The sequence below is a fragment of the Janthinobacterium sp. C22 genome, from assembly GCF_057919405.1.
Window position 1 is genome coordinate 6,429,368 of sequence record NZ_CP193659.1, and the last position, 16,068, is coordinate 6,445,435.

Consider the following 16,068-nt stretch of genomic DNA (forward strand, 5'->3'; position numbering starts at 1 on the left):
GGGCATGCCCCGCGTAAGCCGACGCAGCATCAATGCGCTTCGTCCCAGTTCCTGCCGACGCCTACCTCGGCCGTCAACGGCACTTTCAGCGCCGCCACGCCCGCCATCAGTTCCGGCAGCTTGCGCTTGACCAGTTCCAGTTCCGCGTCCGGCACTTCCAGCACCAGTTCATCGTGCACCTGCATGATCATCTTCGTCTGCAAACCATCCTGCTCCAGCCAGCCTTGCACGGCGATCATGGCCAGCTTGATCAGGTCGGCGGCCGTGCCCTGCATCGGCGCGTTGATCGCCGCCCGTTCCGCGCCCTGGCGGCGCGGGCCGTTCGGCGAATTAATCTCCGGCAACCACAAGCGGCGGCCGAAGACGGTTTCCACGTAGCCGCGCGCCTTGGCTTGCTGGCGCGTGTCTTCCATGTACTGTTTCACGCCGGAAAAACGGGCAAAGTAGCGGTCGATATAGCTTTGCGCGGCCGTGCGGTCCACGCCCAGGTTACCGGCCAGGCCAAACGCGCTCATGCCGTAGATCAAACCGAAGTTGATGACCTTGGCGTAGCGGCGCTGTTCGCTCTGCACTTCCGCGGCCGGCACGCCAAAGATCTCGGCGGCCGTGGCGCGGTGAATGTCGATGCCGTCGGCAAACGCGCGCAGCATCGCTTCATCGCCCGAAATGTGCGCCATGATGCGCAATTCGATCTGCGAATAGTCGGCCGACACGATGTGGCTGCCCGGCGGCGCAATAAAGGCTTCGCGGATGCGCCGGCCTTCCGCGCTGCGGATGGGAATATTCTGCAAGTTCGGGTCGTTCGACGCCAGGCGCCCCGTCACGGCCACGGCTTGCGCATAGTTCGTGTGCACCCTGCCCGTCGTGACGTTGATCATCTTCGGCAATTTATCGGTATACGTCGACTTCAGCTTGGCCATGCCGCGGTATTCCAGCAGCACCTTGGGCAGCGGATAGTCCTCGGCCAGCTTTTGCAGCACTTCCTCGTCCGTCGACGGCGCGCCCGTCGGGGTTTTCTTGACCACCGGCAGCTTCAATTTCTCGAAGAAGATTTCGCCGATCTGCTTGGGCGAACCCAGGTTGAACGGCTGCTCGGCCAGTTCATACGCCTTCTTTTCCAGCTCCAGTATCTTCACGGCCAGCTCGGCCGACTGGATGTTGAGCAATTCGTCGTCGATCAGCACGCCGTTGCGCTCGATCTTTTGCAAGACCACGGCCGTCGGCATTTCGATCTTTTCATAGATGAACGTGAGTTTTTCATCGTTCGCCACATTGCCCCACATGGCATTGTGCAAACGCAAGGTCACGTCGGCATCCTCGGCCGCGTATTTCGCCGCCTGCTCCACCTCGACCTGGTTGAAGGTGATCTGCTTGGCGCCCTTGCCGCACACGTCCTCGAACGGGATGGTCGTGTAGTTCAGGTGGCGCAGGGCCAGGCTGTCCATGTCGTGCTTCTTGTGCGACTCGAACACATACGATTCGAGCAGGGTGTCGTGGGCGATACCGCGCAACGTCACGCCATGGTTGGCGAAGATGTGGCTGTCATACTTCAGGTTCTGGCCCAGCTTGGGCTTGGTCTCATCTTCGAGCCACGGGCGCAGTTTCGCCAGCACGTGTTCGCGCGTCAACTGTTCCGGCGCGCCCGCGTAATCGTGGGCCAGCGGGATGTAGCAGGCGGCGTGCTCGGCCACGGACAGGGAAATGCCGACCATTTGCGCCGTCATCGGTTCCAGCGAGGTGGTTTCCGTGTCCAAGGCCGTCAGGGCAGCCGCGTCGATCAGCGCGATCCATTTGTCGAGCTGGGCATCCGTCAGCACGGTTTCATACTCGGTTTCCACCGCTGGGGTCGCGTCGGCGAACATGTCGCCCGTCGTGTTCGCAGCCGATGCGCCAGCCGTTGCAGGCGCGCCAACGGGCGACATCGGCGGCGGCGCCGCACCCAGTTCGCGCAGCAGGGCCTTGAAGCCGTAGCGGTTGAAGAAAGCCAGCAGCGCTTCCTTGTCTTCGTGTTTCGCCACCAGCGAATCGGCGATGGTCGTCATGTGTTCCGACAAATCGCAATCGGTCTTGACGGTGATCAAGGCGCGCGCCTGCGGCAGCCATGGCAGGGCCGTGCGCAGGTTTTCCCCCACGGCGCCGCCCACCTTGGCCGCGTTTTCCATCACGCCTTCCAGGCTGTCGTACAGGGTCAGCCATTTGACGGCCGTTTTCGGCCCGCATTTCGACACGCCCGGCACGTTGTCGACCGTATCGCCGATCAGCGACAGATAATCGATGATGCGCTTGGGCGGCACGCCGAACTTGGCCAGCACGGCCGCTTCGTCGAGCTTTTCATTGCTCATGGTATTGATCAGCATCACCTGGCTGTTGACCAGTTGCGCCAGGTCCTTGTCGCCCGTGGACACCACCACATTCATGCCGGCGGCGGCCGCCTGCACGGCCAGGGTCCCGATCACATCGTCCGCTTCGACGCCGTCGACCATCAAAATGGGCCAGCCCATGGCGCGCACGGCTTCGTGGATCGGTTCGATCTGCAAACGCAGGTCGTCCGGCATCGAGGCGCGCGTGGCCTTGTACTCGGGATACATGTCATCGCGGAAAGTTTTACCCTTGGCATCGAACACGCAGGCGATGTAGGCGGCCGGGTAATCGGCGCGCAGGCGGCGCAGCATGTTGACCATGCCGTGCATGGCGCCCGTGGGGTAACCGTCCGGGCTGCGCAGGTCGGGCAGCGCATGGAAGGCGCGATAAAGGTAACTGGAACCGTCGACTAACAGCAGGGTGTTTTGCATAATGCCAATAAAATAAGGTGAGCGCGCCCGCCCAGTGAGCAGAGCGGCGGGCGGGTGGAAGTTCGCCCAATTATCGCAGAGTTTAGGGCCGCGTCACCGGCCGCAATGCGTGCCGTTCCTGGCGTTTTTGCCACCCTGGCGGCCCCGAACGGGCACGCGGGCCGCCGCTGCCAGCCATTTCCGCTCATTTAAACAGCATTGCCTACCAGTTTGTTACAATGCCTTATAGATAAATTGACGGCATTACACCACTGCACGCGCTGCAGTCCCACACATGGAAGCGAACCCATCATGATGCGTACATCGACACTCTGGACATTCCTCGCCCTGCCCCTGCTGGCATGTTCGGCCCTTGCCAGCGCCCAGACGCCGGCCAAACCGAGCGACGCGCCGCCCCAGCTCGAACGTATCGAGGAAATGGGCGAAGCCCCCATCACCGTGGCGCCGGCCGCCGCCAAGCAGCAGATTACCGAAAAACGCGAAGCGGGTGTCACCAGCGAAGTGAAAGTCACCAGCGGCGGCAGCACCTATTACATGAAGCCGGCCGCCGGCGCCGACCAGGCCAACGGCAACGCCCTGCGCGGCCCGCAATGGAAAGTGCTGGAATTTGATCTGGGCAAGAAAAAACAGAAACAACGCGATGAAGAGGCAGCGGACGCGCCAGCACCGCCCGCACCAGCGAAGTAAGCAGCCACTCTCTTCTGCCCTGCCCCGGCCATGCGCGGGGGCAGCCGGCTTTTTTGACCTTTTAGACCATTCCTCTCTTTCCCATGGCAGTTTTTACCGCGCTACACCTGGACGATATCGGCCAGTGGATCACGCAGTTTCCACTCGGCAAACCTCTGGCGCTCAAGGGCATCGCGTCCGGCATCGAAAACAGCAATTTCTTCCTGAGCACGGAGCGCGGCGAGTATGTGCTGACGATCTTTGAAAACCTCAGCTTCGAGCAATTGCCGTTCTACCTGCAACTGATGCGCCATTTGGCGGACCGGGGCGTGCTGGTGCCCGCGCCGATCGCCAATGCCGATGGCGAACTGGTGACGGCCTTGCAAGGCAAGCCGGCCGCCATCGTCAGCAAACTCGACGGCAGCTCGCAGATGGCGCCGCAAGCCGTGCATTGCGCCGCTGTCGGCGCCATGCTGGCGAAGATGCACCTGGCGGCGCAGGACTTCCCCTGCAGCAGCCGAATCTGCGCGGACTGGACTGGTGGAACGCCACCACGCCGCTGGTCTTGCACCACCTCGACGATGCCAGGGCGCACTTGCTGCGCGCGGAAATCCATTTCCAGGACGCCTTTGCCGCCTGCGATACGTATAAAGCCATCCCGCGCGGTCCCGTGCATGCCGACTTGTTCCGCAACAACGTCATGTTTGACGGCGAGCGCCTGACGGGCTTTTTCGACTTTTACTTTGCCGGCTGCGACACCTGGCTGTTCGACGTGGCCGTCACCGTCAACGACTGGTGCGTGGACCTGGCCACGGGCGTGCTCGACACGGTGCGCGTGCGCGCCCTGCTCGACGCCTACCAGGCCGTGCGCCCGTTTACGCATGAAGAACGAACGGCATGGCAGCCGATGCTGCGCGCCGCCGCGCTGCGTTTCTGGCTGTCGCGCCTGTACGATTATTACCAGCCGCGCGAAGCGGAAATGCTGACCCCGCACGATCCCACGCATTTCGAACGCATTCTGCGCGAACGTATCGCCACACCTGCTCCGGAACTGTTTTAAACATGGAAAAATTACCTGCAAGTACAGGTTGGCAATGGGTGAAACAAGGCTTCGGCCTGTTTCGCAAGCAACCTGGCGGCATGTCGATGCTGTTTCTCGGCTATATGTTCTGCATGCTGGCCGTCAGCATCGTGCCCGTGCTCGGCCAATTGCTGCCCGTCATCCTGGTGCCCGTATTCTCCGTCGCCTTCGTGCAAGGCTGCCTGAACATCGACCAGGGCAAGCGCGTCCTGCCCAGCCTCCTGATTTCGGGCTTCCGCAAGCCGGCGTTTCCGTCCCTGTTCGGACTGGGCGTGCTGTACATCCTGATGGCCATCGTTGCCATCGGCGCCTCGACCCTGGTGGACGGTGGCTTGCTGTGGAAACTGGTCACCGGGCAACTGACGGAAGAAGCGGCGCGCGCCGCCATCCCCGACTCGCGCCTGGGCCTGGGCATCCTGCTGGCCATCGTGCTGTACGTGCCGGCCGCCATGGCCTTCTGCTTTGCCGCGCCGCTGATCTACTGGCGCCAAACCGGCCTGGGCAAGGCGCTGTTCTTCAGCTTTTTCGCCGTCTGGCGTTCGCTGTCGGCCTTCATCGTCTTCGCCGCCATCTGGTTTGCCATCAGCGTCGTCACCAGCCAATTGCTGGCCGTTATCTTTGGCCGCACGCCGCTGATGATGCAGCTGATGATGCCGCTGTCGATGATATTGACCATCATCATGCATTGCTCGTTCTACGCCGCCTACCGCCAGATCTTCGGCGTGCCCGCCGATGAGAGCAAGACGGTGTCGCTGGATAAGACCGGAGAGTGATCGCCGGCCAGATGTAAAAAGGGGCAGCCTGCGCAGGCTGCCCCTTTTTATATATCGAATGCCTTGCAAGGCCAACAATGATGTCGGATTACGCTGCGCTAATCCGACCTACACGCTCTCGAATGCCTTGCAATGCCACAGCGTAGGTCAGATTAGCGGCGGCACGCCGCGTAATCCGACGTTGCGCCGTACAACATCACCGTCCCAGACGTTCCAGCTTGGCGATCCCCAGGTCCAGCACCTTCATGCCGTGCTGGCCGAAGTTGATCTGCGCGCGCGCATTGCCGCCGCCGCCTTCGATATTCACGATCACGCCTTCGCCGAACTTGGCGTGCGCCACCGATTCGCCGATGCGCCAGCCGCCGCCCGTGGCTTTTTGCGCGATCTTTTGCGCAATCGCATTGTCCGAACCGAGACTGGCCACTCTTGGTGCCTCGTCCCAGGCCGACTTGCGGTTGCCGAACCAGTTCGCCTGCACCTTCGGCGACAGCCATTTCAAGGACTCTTCCGGCAACTCGTCGAAGAAGCGCGACTTCATGTTGTAGCGCGTCTGGCCGTGCAACATGCGCGTCTGCGAGAAGCTCATGTAGAGCCGCTTGCGCGCGCGCGTGATGGCCACGTACATCAGCCGGCGTTCCTCTTCCACGCCATTGTCTTCCTTCGAACTGCTTTCGTGCGGGAACAGGCCCTCTTCCAGGCCCGTGATGAACACGTTGTCGAATTCCAGGCCCTTGGCCGAGTGCACGGTCATCATCTGCAGCGCATCCTGGCCCGCCTGCGCCTGGTTGTCGCCCGCTTCCAGCGACGCGTGCGATAAAAATGCGGAGAGCGGCGACATCACGGCCGGCAGCGGCGCGTCGGCGTCGAGGATTTCGATGCCATCCTGGTTGACGACGGGCGCGCCCGACTGCGCCTGGGCGGCTGGTCCCAGGTGGGCCGGTGCGCCCTGTCCAAAACCTTCCTCGGAAATGAACTGGCTGGCCGCGCTGACCATCTGCTCCAGATTCTCGATGCGGTCGGCACCTTCCTTTTCGTTCTGATAATGCTGGAGCAGGGTACTCGCTTCCAGCACCACTCTGACCATTTCCGGCAGGGACAATTGCTGCGTTTCGAAACGCACGCCCTCGATCAATTTCACAAAACCGGCCAGCACGCTGCCCGCCTTGCCCGCCACATACGGCACGGAAGCGTACAGCGAAATGCCGTACTGCTCCGACGCGGCCTGCAATTGCTCGATCGAGCGCATGCCGATGCCGCGCGTGGGGAAGTTCACGACGCGCAGGAAGGCCGAATCGTTGTGCGGATTATCCATTAATTGCAAATAAGCAATCGCGTGCTTGACCTCGGCGCGCTGGAAGTAGCGCTGGCCGCCATACACGTGGTAGGGAATGGCGGCCGAAAACAGCGCGTGTTCGATCACGCGCGACTGCGCATTCGAACGGTACAGAATGGCGATTTCGCTGCGCGAGGCGCCATCGGCGATCAGGCTTTTCGCCTCTTCGATGATCCACTGCGCTTCCTGCAGGTCGGAACTGGCTTCATACACGCGCACCTGCTCGCCATGGCCCGCGTCCGTGCGCAGATTCTTGCCGAGGCGCTTGCTATTGTTCGCGATCAACACGTTGGCGCTGTCGAGGATGTGGCCGTGCGAGCGGTAGTTCTGCTCCAGCTTGATCAAGTTCTTGACCTGGAACTCATGCTCGAAGGCGCTCATATTGCCCACGTTGGCGCCGCGGAAGGCATAGATGCTCTGGTCGTCGTCGCCGACGGCAAACAGGGCGCCGCCATCGCGGCTGCCATGGCCGGCCAGCAATTTCAACCAGTTGTATTGCAGGTTGTTCGTATCCTGGAACTCGTCCACGAGAATATGGCGGAAGCGCGCCTGGTAATGCTCGCGCAATGGTTGATTGCGGCTCAGCAACTCATACGTGCGCAGCAGCAATTCCGCAAAATCGACGACGCCTTCGCGCTGGCACTGGTCGTCGTACAACTGGTACAGCTCGACCATCTTGCGCTCGTGCGCGTCGTACGCTTCCACGTCCGTGGCGCGCAAGCCCTGGTCCTTGGCATTGTTGATGAAATACATCACCGTCTTCGGCGGGAATTTCTCATCATCGATGTTGTTCGCCTTCAACAAGCGCTTGATCACGGATAGCTGATCCTGCGAATCGAGGATCTGGAAGGTCTGCGGCAAGGCGGCGTCGCGGTAGTGCGTGCGCAGCAAGCGGTTGCACAGGCCGTGGAAGGTGCCGATCCACATGCCGCGCGTATTGATCGGCAGCATGGCCGACAGGCGCGTGAGCATTTCCTTGGCGGCCTTATTCGTAAAGGTCACGGCCAGGATGCCGGGCGGCGATACCTGCTGGGTCTGGATCAGCCACGCAATGCGGGTGGTCAGCACGCGGGTCTTGCCCGAACCGGCGCCGGCCAAGATCAGCGCATGCTGGGCCGGCAGGGTGACGGCAGCCAATTGTTCGGGATTGAGGTTGTGAAGAAGATTTTGCATGCCGTGATTATACCGGCATGGCTAAAAATACTGTGCATTTGTCCAGCGGTCGCGCCATTTTACCCGCGCGCGCTACAATCGCTATCCCGACACAGCGGCCTGTATCCCCATGACACCCCCACCCACCTCGACGGCGCCCGCGTACTGGCCTGGGCCTGGTCCGACCTGCCCTTCGGCCACCTCACCGATGAGCATGGCACCGCCCCCGCCGCCATCCACGGCCTGGCCGTGTGCCAGTATGCGGGCGAGGCGCGCGTCTACCGTTTCAGCTGCGACGCGCGCTGGGAAACGCTGCAGGACGAGGTGTATGCCAGCGAAGACGAGGCCAGGGCGCAGCTGCCGTCGCAATACCGCGCCGTGGCCGCCAGCTGGAACCAAGTCTAGCGCACCAGTTTTGCCTTGCCCTCGCTGAGGGCCTGGGCGATCACCTGGCGCGTAGCCTTGTCGGCTGCCTTGGTGGCCTTTTCCTGCTGGCGTCCCAGCGCTTCCATCTGCTTGCCCAGGGTTTCCATCGGCTTGCCGCGCTGATCCATCTGGCGCGACAGCGCATCCACCTTGTCCGCCTCGCGTTCTTGCGCGGCGGCAATGCGGTCGTTGACCTCTTCCATGGCGTCCTGCGCATCTTCCATCTGCTGCTGCAGGCGTTCCACCTCGCGTCCGGCCGCGCGGCGCGCCGTCTCCGTGGTCGCCTGCGCCTGGCGGCGCGCCGCCTCGCCCATCTTGCGGCCCAGTTCCTGCTGCTGTCGGCCCAGCGCCTGCAGTTGCGCCACATCGCGCGCGCCGACGTTCGCCTGCGCCGCGCCATGGGCGCCCATCTTGCTGCCCAGTTCGCCCATCGCCTTGCCGTGTTCGCTCATCTGCTTGCCCAGGCCGCTCATCTGAAAACCCAGATCTTGCGACGGTTTCCAGGCGTCGCGCACGCGGGCCAGCAGCGCGGCATCCTGCGTCACATAGCCCTTGCCCTGGTCGCGGAACCATAGGAACTGCCCCTTGAGCGAACGCTGCAGCTGCTTGATCTGCTGGCCGTCGACATCGGTGCCGGCCATGGTGACGCTGTCCTCGCTGCTGTCGACGAGCGCATAGCCATCGCCGCTGCCCATGGAAATATTAATCTGCTTGCTCGGTGCGGCCGGTGCAGCCGGCGGCGCGGGCGGCTGCGGCGGCTGTACGGCCAGCGCGCTGCCGCCAAGCACGATACCGGCCAGGCTGAGGATCAAACGGTGGGAAGTGGACATGGCTGCCTCGTCGCAAAAGTAGTGGAGCATCGACTGTAGCGGCGGATGGCGCACGGCTCCAGCGCGCTGCGACAGGCTGCAAAAAGACCTGCCTGGATGGCAGACACGGACGATGGATGGCACGCGGGGCAAAAAAACGGAGGCCTAAGCCTCCGCAAAAACGCCGTGGTACGGCGTAATGTATTAGTACAGCACGACGGAGCGGATCGATTCGCCGCTCTTCATCAGGTCGAAGCCCTGGTTGATGTCGTCGAGCTTCAAGCGGTGCGTGATCAAATCGTCGATATTGAGCTTGCCTTCCATGTACCAGTCGACGATCTTCGGCACGTCCGTGCGGCCGCGCGCGCCGCCGAAGGCGGAACCTTTCCACACGCGCCCCGTCACCAGCTGGAATGGACGGGTGGAAATTTCCTGGCCGGCCGCCGCCACGCCGATGATGATGGACTGGCCCCAGCCCTTGTGGCAGCACTCGAGCGACTGGCGCATGGTGGTGGTGTTGCCGATGCATTCAAAACTGTAGTCGGCGCCGCCGTCCGTCAGCTGCACGATGGTGTCGACCACGTTTTCCACTTCGTTGGCGTTGACGAAATGCGTCATGCCGAACTTGCGGGCGATGTCCTGGCGCGCCGGGTTGATGTCGACGCCGATGATTTTATCGGCGCCGACCATCTTCGCCGCCTGGATCACGTTCAGGCCGATGCCGCCCAGGCCGAACACGACGACATTCGCGCCCGCCTCGACCTTGGCCGTAAACAGCACGGCGCCCACGCCGGTGGTGACGCCGCAGCCGATGTAGCAGACTTTATCGAATGGCGCGTCTTCGCGGATCTTCGCCAGGGCGATTTCCGGCACCACGATGTAGTTCGAGAAAGTGGACGTGCCCATGTAGTGGAAGATGGGCTTGCCGTCGATGGAGAAGCGCGAGGTGGCGTCCGGCATCAGGCCGCGGCCCTGCGTCGAGCGGATCGATTGGCACAGGTTGGTTTTTTGCGACAGGCAGAATTTGCACTGGCGGCACTCCGGCGTGTACAGGGGGATGACGTGGTCATCCTTCTTCAGGCTTTTCACGCCCGGGCCTACGTCGACGACGATGCCGGCGCCTTCATGGCCGAGGATGGACGGGAAGATGCCTTCCGGATCGGCGCCCGACAGGGTGTAGTAATCGGTATGGCAAATGCCCGTGGCCTTGATTTCGACCAGTACCTCGCCCTCGCGCGGGCCGGCCAGGTCGACTTCTTCGATGGTCAACGGGGCGCCCGCCTTCCAGGCAATCGCTGCTTTGGTTTTCATGTGTGTCCTGTCTATGGTTGAACCAGGCGCGCCAGCGCGCCGTATCGCCACATCATAGCAAGGCAGGCATGCGGGCGCGAGAGGATACGCTTACTTGGTCTTTGCCCGGTTCAAAAATGCGCCATGCAAGCCGTTCAGGGTTTCCTCGGCCAGCAGCAGCTGGCTGGCGATTTCATTGATCTTGCGGCGGCTGGAACGGGCGTGGTCGCGCAGCACCTCGAACGCCGTGTTGCGGTCCGTCTGGAATTTGCCCATCAGCAAACCCACGGCCAGGCTCGTTTCACGGCCGGCGGCCAGCGCCGCATTCAGGTTCAGCTCGGTGCGCCGCAGCTGGCGGATCTCGTCCGCACGGGCCAGGCCCGCTTCGAACGCGGGCATCAAACGGCCTTCATCGACGGGTTTGACGACATAGCCGACGGCGCCGTAGGCGGCCGCCTGCTTGCCCGATTCGCTGTCGCCGCTGCCGGACAGGAACATGAACGGCACGGCCGTCTCGCCATGCAGGCGCTTGGCCAGTTCCAGGCCGGACATGCCCGGCATGTGGATGTCGAGCAAGGCCAGGTCCGGCTCGCGCTGGGCGATCAACTGCAGCGCCACTTCGGCCGAATGGGCCAGGGCCGTTTCATAACCGGCATGGCGCAGGACTTCGCCGAGGAATTCCAACAGGAGCTGGTCATCGTCAACGATCAGGATAAGGCGTTTCGCGGCGGCTGGCTGACTCATGGGTGGGGGACCTCGGTAATGAATGATGTTCTTATTATATGCCGATTATTGCCCCAAACCAGCCCTGCACGTCCATGCTCATACCGCGAACAAGTGGTTGAATTGCTGCACCGCAATATTCACATCGTCCGCCTCGTATGCATTGTTAAAGACGCTGCTGATGGCGGCCACCATGTCGGCGCCACGCGCCACCAGCGGCGCCGCGTTCTCCGGCGTCATGCCGCCGATCACCACGCACGGCAAGGCGATCTCGCGCTTGGCCTGCAGCACGATATCCAAGGGCGTGGTCACCGGATACTTTTTCACCAGCGAGGGATAAAAACCGCCGAAGGCCACATAGCTGGCGCCGCCCGCCTCAGCCGTCCGTGCCAGGGCCATGTCGCCATAGCAGGAAGCGCCGACGATCTTGTCCTTGCCCAGGCGCGCGCGCGCCTGCGCCACGGACGCGTCCGTGCCGCCCACGTGCACGCCATCCGCGTCGAGCTCTTCGCACAGTTCGATAAAATCGTTGATGATGAAGGGCACGCCATACTTGCGGGCCAGGGCCAGCAAGGCGCCCGCCTGCTCGCGCCGCTGCTGCGCGTCGGCGCTCTTGTGGCGATATTGCAGCAGGGCCACGCCTGCCTGCAAGGCTTGCTCGCTCACGTCGAGCAGGCGGTCGGTGTCGTCCCAGTTCGGGGTAACCAGATACAGTCCACGCATGATATTTCCTTATTGAATGAATCGTTGCGGCATGAGTTGACCTGGCGCAATCGCATACGCGCCGGCCAAGGCCGCATGACAATAGCTTTGCGCCAGATCCAGCGCTTCAGGCAGCGCCTGTCCCAGCGCCAGATGCGCCGCGATGGCCGAGGCCAGGGTGCAGCCGCTGCCGTGAAACTCGCCGGGCAGGCGCGGCCAGCGCCATTCGCGCTCCCCACCGACGCTATCGAACCAGCGGTTGACGACCGTCTCGCCCTCGCCATGGCCGCCCGTCACCAGCACGTGCTGGCAGCCTTGCGCAAGCAAGTTTTCCTCGCCGCCGAAGGCCGCCGCTTCCGGCCCGTTCGGTACGATCACGGTCGTCACCGGCAGCAAGGGCGCCAGCGCCAGCACGGCATCGTCCCGGCTGAGCACGTCGCCATGGCCGCTGGCCAGCACGGGATCGAGCACCACGGGCAAGCTTGGGCGGGCCAGCAGCAATTGCGCGATCAGCTGCGCAATGACGGTCGCATTCGCGGCGCTGCCGGGAATGCCGATCTTCACGGCATCGATGGCGATCTTGTCGATCAGCGCCAGCGCCTGCCGGCGCAGCAGCTCCGGCGCCACCGGCTCGACAGCAAACACGCGGTCATTGTCCTGCACCGTCAGCGCCGTAATCACGGGCAAGGCATGCGCGCCCTGCGCCGCAATCGCGACAATATCGGCGGCGATGCCGGCCCCGCCCGACGGGTCGACGCCGGCAAACACGAGCACGGTGCGGTGCATCGGCACCATCACGCCAGGCGGCCCGCCATCGGCGACGATGGGGAAGCGGCGAATTTGCGCGGCATGCGTCCCGCCAGGAACGCTTCGCGCCCGGCCCGCACGGCCAGCTTCATGGCGCGCGCCATGCGCACGGGGTCGCGCGCACCGGCAATGGCCGTATTCATCAGCACGCCATCGCAGCCGAGTTCCATGGCAATGGCTGCATCCGACGCCGTGCCCACGCCCGCGTCCACCAGCACGGGCACCTTCGCCTGGTCGATGATCAAGGACAAATTCCACGGATTCAGGATGCCCATGCCCGAGCCGATCAGGGACGCCAGCGGCATGACGGCCACGCAGCCGATGTCTTCCAGAATCTTCGCCTGGATGGGGTCATCGCTGCAGTAGACCATCACGTCAAAGCCATCCTTGACCAGCGCCTCGGCCGCGATCAGGGTTTCCGGCATGTGCGGGAACAGGGTCTTTTCATCGCCCAGCACTTCCAGCTTGACCAGGTTGCGCCCGCCCAGCAGCTCGCGCGCCAGCTGCAGGGTGTACACGGCATCTTTCGCGTTGTAGCAGCCGGCCGTGTTCGGCAGTATCGTGTACTGGTCGGGCGGCACGAAGTCAAGCAGGCTAGGCGCATTCGGGTCCTGGCCAATGTTGACCCGGCGAATCGCCACCGTGATGATCTGCGCCTCGGCAGCGTCCGTCGCTTCGCGCGTCTGCGGCAAATCCTTGTACTTGCCGCTGCCCACCAGCAAGCGCGATTGGTATTGTTTGCCTGCGATGGTCAGCAGGTCGTCATGTGTTGCGGTAATCATGTGCTTTTCCTTGTCTATTCTCAACTTAGCCGCCGCCGATGGCGCGCACGATCTCTACTTGGTCTTGCGTTTGCAAGACCTGTCCCGGCCACGCCTTGCGCGGCACGACGTTGCGGTTGACGGCCAGCGCCAGCGCCTGGTTTTCCAGCGACAGCGCGGCGATCAATTGATCGAGTGTCTGCCCGGGCGGCACCTGGTGCGGCGCGCCGTTGAGCGTGATGGATATCAATGCAGGCATCACGCTCTCCTTCAGACCTTGCGGTACAGCTCGGCGCCGTTCTTGATGAACTCGATGGCCTTGATTTCCATGCCCTGCTGGAGCGCCTTGTCTTCCGCGATGCCCATGCCGGCCGCGTATTCGCGCACTTCCTGCGTGATCTTCATCGAACAGAAGTGGGGGCCGCACATGGAGCAGAAATGCGCCACCTTGGCCGAATCCTTGGGCAAGGTTTCATCGTGGAATTCGCGCGCCTTGTCCGGGTCCAGGCCGATGTTGAACTGGTCGTCCCAGCGGAATTCGAAGCGGGCTTTCGACAGGGCATTGTCGCGGATCTGTGCGCCCGGATGGCCTTTCGCCAGGTCGGCCGCATGCGCCGCAATCTTGTAGGTGATGATGCCATCCTTGACGTCCGCCTTGTTGGGCAAGCCCAGGTGCTCCTTCGGCGTCACGTAGCACAGCATGGCCGTGCCGTACCAGCCGATCATGGCCGCGCCGATGCCGGACGTGATGTGGTCGTAACCGGGCGCGATGTCGGTCGTCAATGGCCCCAACGTGTAGAACGGCGCTTCGCCGCACTGCTCCAATTGCAAGTCCATGTTTTCTTTAATGAGTTGCATGGGCACGTGGCCCGGGCCTTCGATCATCACCTGCACATCGTGTTTCCAGGCAACCTGCGTCAGCTCGCCCAGGGTCTTCAGTTCGCCCAGCTGCGCTTCGTCGTTGGCGTCGTAGATGGAGCCGGGGCGCAAGCCGTCGCCCAGCGAGAACGACACGTCGTACGCCTTCATGATTTCGCAAATCTCTTCGAAATGCGTGTACAGGAACGATTCCTGGTGGTGCGCCAAACACCATTTGGCCATGATGGAGCCGCCGCGCGAGACGATGCCCGTCAGGCGCTTGGCCGTCATCGGCACGTAGCGCAGCAGCACGCCCGCGTGGATGGTGAAGTAATCGACGCCCTGCTCGGCCTGCTCGATGAGGGTGTCGCGGAAGATTTCCCACGTCAGATCTTCGGCCTTGCCGTTGACCTTTTCCAGCGCCTGGTAAATCGGCACGGTGCCGATGGGCACGGGGCTGTTGCGCACGATCCATTCGCGCGTCTCGTGGATGTGTTTACCCGTGGACAGATCCATGACGTTGTCGCCGCCCCAGCGGATGGCCCAGGTCATCTTTTCCACTTCCTCGCCGATCGACGAGGTGACGGCGGAATTGCCGATGTTTGCGTTGATTTTCACCAGGAAATTGCGGCCGATGATCATCGGTTCGACTTCCGGATGGTTGATGTTGGCGGGAATGATGGCGCGGCCGCGGGCGATTTCCTCGCGCACGAATTCCGGCGTGATTTCCGCCGGGATGCTGGCGCCGAAGGACTGGCCCGGATGCTGGCGGCCCATCAGGTCGGCCAGGCGCTCGCCCATGGGGCCGGAAGCTTTCAGTTCGCGCAAATACTCCTGGCGGCGCATGTTTTCGCGGATGGCGACGAATTCCATTTCCGGCGTGATGATGCCTTGGCGCGCGTAATGCATCTGCGTGACGTTCTTGCCGGCGATGGCGCGGCGCGGCTTGCGGTGCAGATTGAAACGCAGCTCGGCCAGCTTCGGGTCCGCCAGGCGGGCGATGCCGTAGTCGGAGGTGGGGCCGGGCAATTCTTCCGTGTCGGCACGCTCCATGATCCACGGCAGGCGCGGCGTGTCGAGGCCGGAGCGGATGTCGATCTGCACGTCCGGATCCGTGTAGGGGCCGGAGGTGTCGTACACGTAGATCGGCGGATTCTTTTCGCCGCCGAACGACGCTTCCGTGTCGGACTGGCTGATTTCGCGCATGGGCACGCGGATGTCGGGGCGGCTGCCTTCGACGTAGATCTTGCGCGAATTGGGCAGCGGCGCGATGGCGGCTTCGTCGACCGTGGCGGTGGCGGAGAGGAATTTCGGGTTGGCGTTCATTTTGGCTCCTTGGCTAGACTATTTTTAAGCCTGGAGCCAGCTAAGGAGGTTCGGAATTACGCACGCGGAAAGGCGGGGTGCGTTCATCCTAAAGCTTCCCTTCGCTGGCATTATCCAGATCAGGTTCGGAGGGTATTTCTCACCCGCGCTTGCACTGTGTTTTCACAGCGAAAGGCAGGACCCCTAGCGTTTGCCGCCTTGCGGCAGCGAGCCAATTATACGCGGTTCGCGCCGCGTGGCCAGATGATTTCTTGCCGGTGTCGTGTTTGCGCATCTGCTGCAATGCAGCAGACGGCGTCACGCTTATTTCTTCTTGCCCCAGCGCCAGGCGGTCGGTTCGCCCTTCAGCTGGCAGATGAAAATGAGCACGGCGACGATGGCCACTTCATACACGATATAGCCGACGAGCATGGTTTGCGGCGGGAACAGGAAGGCGCCGCAGGCGAACAGCGCCAGCGCGGCCAGGAACACCAGCCAGCCCTGCCAGGTGATGGGCAAGCCCCAGCCCCAGCCATAGGTCTTGGCGGGGAACCAGTAGGAGGGAGATTTGTCAGTCATGATTTTTCCTG

The 16,068-nt window shown here is 62.8% G+C and carries 14 protein-coding genes, 1 pseudogene and 1 riboswitch; of the genes and pseudogenes, 4 read left to right on the plus strand and 11 right to left on the minus strand.

Annotated features, from left to right (window positions below; genetic code table 11):
- Window positions 1-29: 29 nt before the first annotated feature.
- Window positions 30-2,792 (minus strand): DNA polymerase I, encoded by a 2,763-nt coding sequence (gene polA / locus ACRHIG_RS30190; protein ID WP_489628894.1) that lies wholly within the window; start codon window positions 2,790-2,792, stop codon window positions 30-32.
- A 291-nt stretch (window positions 2,793-3,083) separates the two neighbouring features.
- Here polA and ACRHIG_RS30195 point away from each other — a divergent pair, with 291 nt between their 5' ends.
- From ACRHIG_RS30195 to ACRHIG_RS30205, 3 genes and pseudogenes are all read left to right on the plus strand, one after another.
- The gene (locus ACRHIG_RS30195; protein ID WP_475414645.1) at window positions 3,084-3,479 is read left to right on the plus strand and encodes a hypothetical protein; all 396 of its coding nucleotides are present in this window, start codon (window positions 3,084-3,086) and stop codon (window positions 3,477-3,479) included.
- A gap of 83 nt (window positions 3,480-3,562) precedes the next feature.
- Window positions 3,563-4,518: pseudogene (locus tag ACRHIG_RS30200) on the plus strand (homoserine kinase).
- Between the two features lie 2 nt (window positions 4,519-4,520).
- Window positions 4,521-5,312: a BPSS1780 family membrane protein gene (locus ACRHIG_RS30205; protein ID WP_489628895.1), complete on the plus strand. Its 792-nt coding sequence runs from the start codon at window positions 4,521-4,523 to the stop codon at window positions 5,310-5,312.
- Window positions 5,313-5,508: 196 nt separating this feature from the next.
- Here the strand turns inward: ACRHIG_RS30205 and ACRHIG_RS30210 are convergent, their stop codons facing one another.
- Window positions 5,509-7,818, minus strand: a complete 2,310-nt coding sequence (locus tag ACRHIG_RS30210; protein WP_166448197.1) for a UvrD-helicase domain-containing protein — start codon at window positions 7,816-7,818, stop codon at window positions 5,509-5,511.
- A gap of 3 nt (window positions 7,819-7,821) precedes the next feature.
- On the opposite strand from ACRHIG_RS30210, the gene ACRHIG_RS30215 reads away from it, so the two are divergent.
- Window positions 7,822-8,202, plus strand: coding sequence for a hypothetical protein (locus ACRHIG_RS30215; protein ID WP_489628896.1), 381 nt, complete (start codon window positions 7,822-7,824; stop codon window positions 8,200-8,202).
- Here ACRHIG_RS30215 and ACRHIG_RS30220 read toward each other — a convergent pair.
- From ACRHIG_RS30220 to ACRHIG_RS30260, 9 genes are all read right to left on the minus strand, one after another.
- A complete protein-coding gene (locus ACRHIG_RS30220) occupies window positions 8,199-9,053 on the minus strand; it encodes a hypothetical protein (protein WP_489628897.1) in 855 nt (284 codons plus the stop codon). The genes ACRHIG_RS30215 and ACRHIG_RS30220 overlap by 4 nt on opposite strands.
- 183 nt (window positions 9,054-9,236) lie before the next feature.
- Window positions 9,237-10,343, minus strand: a complete 1,107-nt coding sequence (locus tag ACRHIG_RS30225) for an S-(hydroxymethyl)glutathione dehydrogenase/class III alcohol dehydrogenase (RefSeq protein ID WP_035824628.1) — start codon at window positions 10,341-10,343, stop codon at window positions 9,237-9,239.
- Window positions 10,344-10,433: 90 nt separating this feature from the next.
- Entirely contained in the window at window positions 10,434-11,066 is a 633-nt protein-coding gene (locus ACRHIG_RS30230; RefSeq protein WP_034749164.1) for an ANTAR domain-containing response regulator, read from the minus strand.
- Window positions 11,067-11,144: 78 nt separating this feature from the next.
- A complete protein-coding gene (gene thiE / locus ACRHIG_RS30235) occupies window positions 11,145-11,768 on the minus strand; it encodes a thiamine phosphate synthase (protein WP_489628898.1) in 624 nt (207 codons plus the stop codon).
- 9 nt (window positions 11,769-11,777) lie between these two features.
- Window positions 11,778-12,542 (minus strand): bifunctional hydroxymethylpyrimidine kinase/phosphomethylpyrimidine kinase, encoded by a 765-nt coding sequence (gene thiD / locus ACRHIG_RS30240; protein WP_489630894.1) that lies wholly within the window; start codon window positions 12,540-12,542, stop codon window positions 11,778-11,780.
- Window positions 12,542-13,336 (minus strand): thiazole synthase, encoded by a 795-nt coding sequence (locus ACRHIG_RS30245; protein WP_475414638.1) that lies wholly within the window; start codon window positions 13,334-13,336, stop codon window positions 12,542-12,544. The genes thiD and ACRHIG_RS30245 overlap by 1 nt, the downstream gene beginning before the upstream one ends.
- 25 nt (window positions 13,337-13,361) lie before the next feature.
- On the minus strand, window positions 13,362-13,565 hold the full coding sequence (gene thiS, locus ACRHIG_RS30250; protein ID WP_070222852.1) for a sulfur carrier protein ThiS: 204 nt from the start codon (window positions 13,563-13,565) through the stop codon (window positions 13,362-13,364).
- A 20-nt stretch (window positions 13,566-13,585) separates the two neighbouring features.
- A complete protein-coding gene (thiC, locus tag ACRHIG_RS30255) occupies window positions 13,586-15,499 on the minus strand; it encodes a phosphomethylpyrimidine synthase ThiC (protein WP_489628899.1) in 1,914 nt (637 codons plus the stop codon).
- A gap of 79 nt (window positions 15,500-15,578) precedes the next feature.
- A riboswitch (TPP riboswitch) is annotated at window positions 15,579-15,694 on the minus strand.
- Window positions 15,695-15,802: 108 nt separating this feature from the next.
- On the minus strand, window positions 15,803-16,057 hold the full coding sequence (locus ACRHIG_RS30260) for a hypothetical protein (RefSeq protein ID WP_475414636.1): 255 nt from the start codon (window positions 16,055-16,057) through the stop codon (window positions 15,803-15,805).
- Window positions 16,058-16,068 lie beyond the last annotated feature (11 nt).